Annotated in this window: 3 protein-coding genes and 1 tRNA gene; 1 reads left to right on the top strand and 3 read right to left on the bottom strand. The window is 65.4% G+C overall.

The window, feature by feature from the left end; all coding sequences use genetic code 11:
• Nucleotides 1–80: 80 nt before the first annotated feature.
• The 3 genes from NZM16_RS01120 to NZM16_RS01130 all read right to left on the bottom strand — a co-directional run bounded on the left by NZM16_RS01120 (nucleotide 81) and on the right by NZM16_RS01130 (nucleotide 4,596).
• Entirely contained in the window at nucleotides 81–1,661 is a 1,581-nt protein-coding gene (locus NZM16_RS01120) for a UDP-N-acetylmuramoyl-L-alanyl-D-glutamate--2,6-diaminopimelate ligase (RefSeq protein ID WP_295477898.1), read from the bottom strand.
• A gap of 387 nt (nucleotides 1,662–2,048) precedes the next feature.
• Nucleotides 2,049–2,834 (bottom strand): tRNA (guanosine(37)-N1)-methyltransferase TrmD, encoded by a 786-nt coding sequence (gene trmD / locus NZM16_RS01125; RefSeq protein WP_295452955.1) that lies wholly within the window; start codon nucleotides 2,832–2,834, stop codon nucleotides 2,049–2,051.
• A 109-nt stretch (nucleotides 2,835–2,943) separates the two neighbouring features.
• Complete coding sequence (locus NZM16_RS01130; protein ID WP_295452957.1) at nucleotides 2,944–4,596, bottom strand: ribonuclease J; 1,653 nt, start codon at nucleotides 4,594–4,596, stop codon at nucleotides 2,944–2,946.
• 765 nt (nucleotides 4,597–5,361) lie between these two features.
• Here NZM16_RS01130 and NZM16_RS01135 point away from each other — a divergent pair.
• Nucleotides 5,362–5,452 (top strand) — tRNA-Ser (locus tag NZM16_RS01135).
• The last annotated feature ends 54 nt before the right edge of the window (nucleotides 5,453–5,506 follow it).

Consider the following 5,506-nt stretch of genomic DNA (forward strand, 5'->3'; position numbering starts at 1 on the left):
TCAAGGGAAGCGGCTTGCCTCCGATTATGATCCAGCACCGGCGATGGAACCGGCCTGGATGTTCATCGGTTTTCCTGTTCTCAGATGGATCCGCCAGGTTCCTTTGTCTTGCGAAGGTAACACCAGGGACGAATGAGATCATGGCCTTTCCCCAGTCGCTCCCGCAAGGCCGCCCGCATGACCTCGCGCTCATCCCATGGGTATTCCACGGTTCCGTAGCACATGGAGGCCTCGTGGCCTTTGCCGCAGGCGATCACCAGATCCCCGGGCCGGGCCAGCTCCACCGCGAACCGGATCGCCTCGGCGCGGTCCGGGATGCGCCAGAAATCGACGCCCTCTACCCGCCCTTCGGCCCGCACCCCCTCCGCGATGGCCTCCAAAATCGCTTCCAGATCCTCTGTCCGCGGGTCCTCTGCCGTGATCACGATGAGATCCGCCAGCCGTCCCGCCACGTGCCCCATCATCCCGCGCTTCTGCACATCCCGCAGCCCGGCGCTTCCGAAGACCACGATCACCCGCCCTGACGTCATCCGCCGTGCAGCGCGCAGGGCCTGCTCCAGGGCGTTGGGCGTGTGGGCGAAATCCACGATGGCCAGGAAGTCCTGGCCCTCATCGATCCGCTCCATCCGGCCGGGGACGCCGCGCAATCGCCGCACGCCCTCAGCGATCGCCTCCAGCGGCAACCCCAGGGCGATCCCCGCCCCGGCGGCGGCCAGGATGTTGGCGACGTTGTATTCCCCCACTAGGGCCGTCTCCACGGTGATGGACCCGACCGGCGTGCGGAGCCGGAAACGCGTGTGATCCGGCTCGAAGCGCAGATCCTCGATAGTGAGATCGGCGGGCTGTCGCAGGGCGTAACTCAGATAGCGATCGGCGGGGATCCGACGGAAATAATCGAAGGAAGGGTCCTCCGCGTTGAGGACAGCGGTCTTGGGGAGGCCCTTGTCGACGGAGGCTTTGAGCATCTCGAACAGGCGGGCTTTGGCGGCCCGGTAGTTCTCCCACGTGCCGTGGAAGTAGAGATGTTCGTGGGTGATGTTGGTGAGGACGGCGATATCGAAATCGCAGGCGGTCACCCGATGCTGGGCCAGGCCTTCCGAGGTCGTCTCCAGCACCGCGTGGGTGAGACCGGCTTCCACCATTTCCGCCAGGTAGCGCTGCACATCGGGGGCTTCGGGGGTCGTGGTGTGGAAGCCCGTGTCGTAGACCCGATCCCCGATGACCGCGCTGACCGTGCTGATCATCCCCGCCTGCAGCCCGGCCGCCGTCAGGATGGAATGGATGAGGTTCACCGTTGTAGTCTTGCCATCGGTCCCGGTCACGCCGATCAGGATCAGGCGGCGGGCGGGGAAACCCCGGAAAGCGGCGCACAGCCACGCCAGGGCCTCCCGACCGTTATGAACTTCCACATAGGGCGCTCCCTCGGGCAGAGGGAGTTCCTCGCGGGGCCGTTCCCCGACCACGGCGACCGCCCCGCGCGCCAGGGCGTCGGGGATGAAGGCATGCTTGTCGTGCTGCAACCCACGATAGGCCACGAAAAGGGCGCCCGGCCGAACTTGGCGCGAGTCCGTCACCACCTCGCGGATCTCCGGGTCGCCTCCGGTATGCCGATAAGGAAACGGGAGCGGGCTCAGCAGCGCGGAAAGCCGATAGGAAGGCATATCGGACGTCCCCATGGTTTGGTGTAGGGGCAGCCATAGGGGGCTGCCCTCATTGGTGGACAGGCACGAGGGCCTGCCTGTGCGTAGGAACGGGCGCGGGGGCCTGTTCCTACGAAATACACGATGCGCCATATCGCGTCTTGTAGGGGCAACCCTCCGTGGTTGCCCTAACCTTCTGTGGTCGCCCCAACCCCTGTGATTGCCCTAACCCTCGGTGGTTGCCCCGATGGGAGCCGACATGAGGCCGGGGAAAGGCACGGGGGGCAGACACAGGGGTCTGCCCCTACGGGGCGTTGCGTCCACGCCGCGTTTTTTGCAGGGCAGCCCCCCGTGGCTGTCCCTACCCCTACGAGCAGGCCGAGGGCGTGGGCAGACAGGGGTCTGCCCTTACCCCGTTTCCCCTCCCAGGAGCGGTTTCAGGAGCGCGCGCCGTTCAGCTTCCCAGCGGGCGATCCACGTCCGCTCCTCCTCAGTCAGCGCCGCCCGCAGGAGAAGGTCTGGGCGACGTTCCCAGGTGCGCCGGAGGGACTGCATCCGGCGCCAGCGGGCGATGGCCTGGTGGTGGCCAGAGCGCAGGATCTCCGGGACCTCCCATCCGCGGTAAACCGCGGGGCGGGTGTAGTGGGGGTGCTCCAGAAGGCCTTCCGCAAAGGAATCGTGATGGGGGGCCTCGGGATCGCCCAGCACCCCGGGTAGCAGGCGCACCACCGCGTCGATGATCACTAGGGCCGCGGGCTCGCCTCCGGTCAGGATGAAATCCCCGATGGAGATCTCATCTGTGACCAGATGCTCCCGGACCCGTTCGTCCACGCCTTCGTAGTGGCCACAGATCAACACCAGCCGCGGATGGTGGGAAAGCTCCCAGGCCACCTCCTGAGTGAAACGGCGCCCTCCGGGATCTAAGAGGACGATCGGGATTTCCCCCCGCGCGTCCGGCGGGACATCGGCGAGGATCTGCTCCACCGCCTCGAAGATCGGCTCCGGCCGCATGACCATCCCCCCTCCGCCGCCGTAGGGGGTGTCATCGGTCACGCGGTGGCGTCCCAATCCGAAGGCCCGCAGGGAATGCACAGCGATCTGAACGTGTCCGGACTCCTGGGCCCGTTTCAGGATGCTCACCCGCAGGGGGCTTTCGAAATATTCGGGGAACAGAGTGATCACATCGATCCGCACGATCCCTCCAAGAGAAGGCGTAGGGGCAGGCCCCTGTGCCTGCCCCTACAGGGGGGTGTGCCCACGCGGGCGACCCCCGTGGTCGCCCCGTATACACCGCCGCGTCGCCTTATTCTGTTACCACCGGGATGATCATCGGCCGGCGTCGGGTATGACGATAGAGGTAATCCGCCAGCGCGCTCTGGATGCGATGGGCCAGGGCCTGGCGGGATTTCCCTTCCCCGTTCGCCGAGCGGACGGTTTCCATGATGAGCTCCTCGGCCCCGGCCAACAATTCCTCCGCCTCCCGGGCGAAGGTGAACCCGCGTGTGATCAGCTCCGGCCGCCCAATCAGCCGACCGGTCTTCGGATCCCGCCGCACGATGGCCACCACGAACCCTTCCCGGGAGAGCACCTCCCGCTCCCGCAGCACCTCCGGGCCGATATCCCCGACCAGCGCCCCGTCCACGAACACGTAGCCGCCTGGCACCCGCTCCGCCACCCGCCCCTGGCCGTCCTTGAATTCAATCACCCATCCGTTCTCGACCGTGAAGATGCGCTCCGCCGGGATCCCCAGCTCCATCGCCAGCCGCGCATGGGCCTTGAGATGGCGGATCTCCCCATGGATCGGGATGAAATGCTGAGGCCGGACCAGGTTGATCATCAGCTTGAGCTCTTCCTGGCTGGCGTGGCCGGAGACGTGGACCGGGGCGATGGGGTCGTAGAGCACGTCGGCCCCCCGCTGGAAGAGCCGGTTGATGGTCCGGTGCACCATCTCTTCGTTGCCCGGGATCGGGTGGGCGGAGAGGATCACGGTGTCGCCCGGGACGATCCGGAGCTGCGAGTGCTGGCCAGCCGCCATCCGGGCCAGGATCGAGGAAGGCTCCCCCTGGGCGCCGGTGGTCACGATCACGACCTGTTGCGGCGAATACCGATCCACCTCATCCAGGCGGATCAGAACCCCGGCGGGGATCTCCAGGTAGCCGAGCTTCTGGGCGATCTTCACGTTCTCGAGGATGCTGGTCCCGGCGAAGGCCACCTTGCGGCCGTAGCGGAGGGCCGCCTGGATCACCTGCTGGAAGCGGGAGATCAGGGAGGCGAAGGTGGCAACGATGATGCGGCCTTTCGCCTGGCGGAAAGCCGCGTCGAACGCCCCATCGATCACCCGTTCCGAGGGGGTCCACCCCGGGCGGTCGGCGTTGGTGCTGTCCGAGAGCAGCGCCAGAACCCCCCGCTTGCTGAACTCCGCGAGGGCCGCGAAATCCGTCGGCTTGCCGTCTACCGGCGTCTGGTCGAACTTGAAGTCGCCGGTGTGGACGATGAGGCCGGCGGGGGTGGTGATCCCCAGCCCCACCCCATCGGGGATGCTGTGGCAGACCCGGAACAGCTCCACGGTGAACGGCCCGATCGTCAGCCGATCGCCGGCCTGGACCGTATGGAGGGTCACCTCTTCCGTCACCTTGGCCTGCTTGAGCTTGACCTCAATCAATCCCCGGGTGAGGGGCGTGGCGTAGAGCGGGGCTGGGATCTCACGGATCAGGAAGGGGAGGGCCCCGATGTGGTCCTCGTGGCCGTGAGTGACCACGATCGCCCGCACCCAGGCCTTTTTGTCCCGGAGGTACTGCCAGTCGGGGATGATGAAATCCACCCCCAGCATATCGTTCTCCGGGAACATGATCCCGGCGTCGATGATCAGGATGTTGCGGCCGTATTCGACGGCCATCATGTTCTTGCCGATCTCACCCAATCCCCCGAGGGGAACAATCCGTAAAACCTGTGCCATTGAAGCGATCTCCTCATGTTCATGTTTTTTAGATGCGCGGGGCTGAAGGCGCCGGCCCGACATCCCCACCGCATTTTTTCTCCCTCCTCCCCTAATAGCCCGATAGGCCGCGAGGAGGATAGAGAAAGTTTCGAAGGAGACAGATAGCGGGCCTTTGACGGCCTTCATCTCCCCGAGTTGTTCGACTCACATCCAGCCCTCGGGCAGGCCAGAGGGCGAACCGCCCGGTGACTGGGAAAGGCCTGATCCCTCTTCCCTCCTGCACTCCCTCCCCACCATTGAGCCCAGTTAGCAGCACGGGCTCTGAGCATGAACGGTGTCCTTTAGAAAAAGGGTCGAACCCGGCATGAACAAAAAAGCCGCCAGTGCCCCAGCGGGCATCCGGCGGCCCCATCCCGAACCGTGGAATCGAATGACCCTACGGTAGTCATCATCTTTATCGTAAACGCAAAGCCGGGTTTCGTCAATTTCAGTGGGGAGTTATGCCGTCGGGAGCCGATCCAACAAGGCGGAATGGCCCTCCTCCCCAAAACCCCCAGAAAGCCACCCGCGTCATCTCCGTTCAGCCCGCGGGCGCCCGATGTTCGCCCTACCCACGACCGGTGGAGCAATCCTCCATCGCGATCGATTGGCCCTATCCCCCGGCCGATGCTGACCCTCCCAGAAGGGGAGGCCGTAGGACCATGAGAGGTAGCCCTCATAGCCCATGAGGGCGGGCAAAGGGGTGTTGGTGGCGAGCCGTGTGATCGCGTTATAATTGGGGATGGAGGGGTGGCCGAGTGGACGAAGGCGGGTGACTCGAAATCACCTGTGGGCCCCTGAAGGCTCACCGCGGGTTCGAATCCCGCCCCCTCCGCCTGCGCCGCCGCACCTGAATCTTCCTCTTCGCGTGCGGCGGTTTTTTATATCC

Source organism: Thermoflexus sp., from assembly GCF_025055495.1.
GTDB lineage: Bacteria > Chloroflexota > Anaerolineae > Thermoflexales > Thermoflexaceae > Thermoflexus.

Excerpts from the sequence above, each read along its gene's own strand:
- NZM16_RS01130 (WP_295452957.1), bottom strand. The coding sequence starts at position 4,596 with ATGGCACAGGTTTTACGGATTGTTCCCCTCGGGGGATTGGGTGAGATC.
- NZM16_RS01120 (WP_295477898.1), bottom strand. The coding sequence starts at position 1,661 with ATGCCTTCCTATCGGCTTTCCGCGCTGCTGAGCCCGCTCCCGTTTCCT.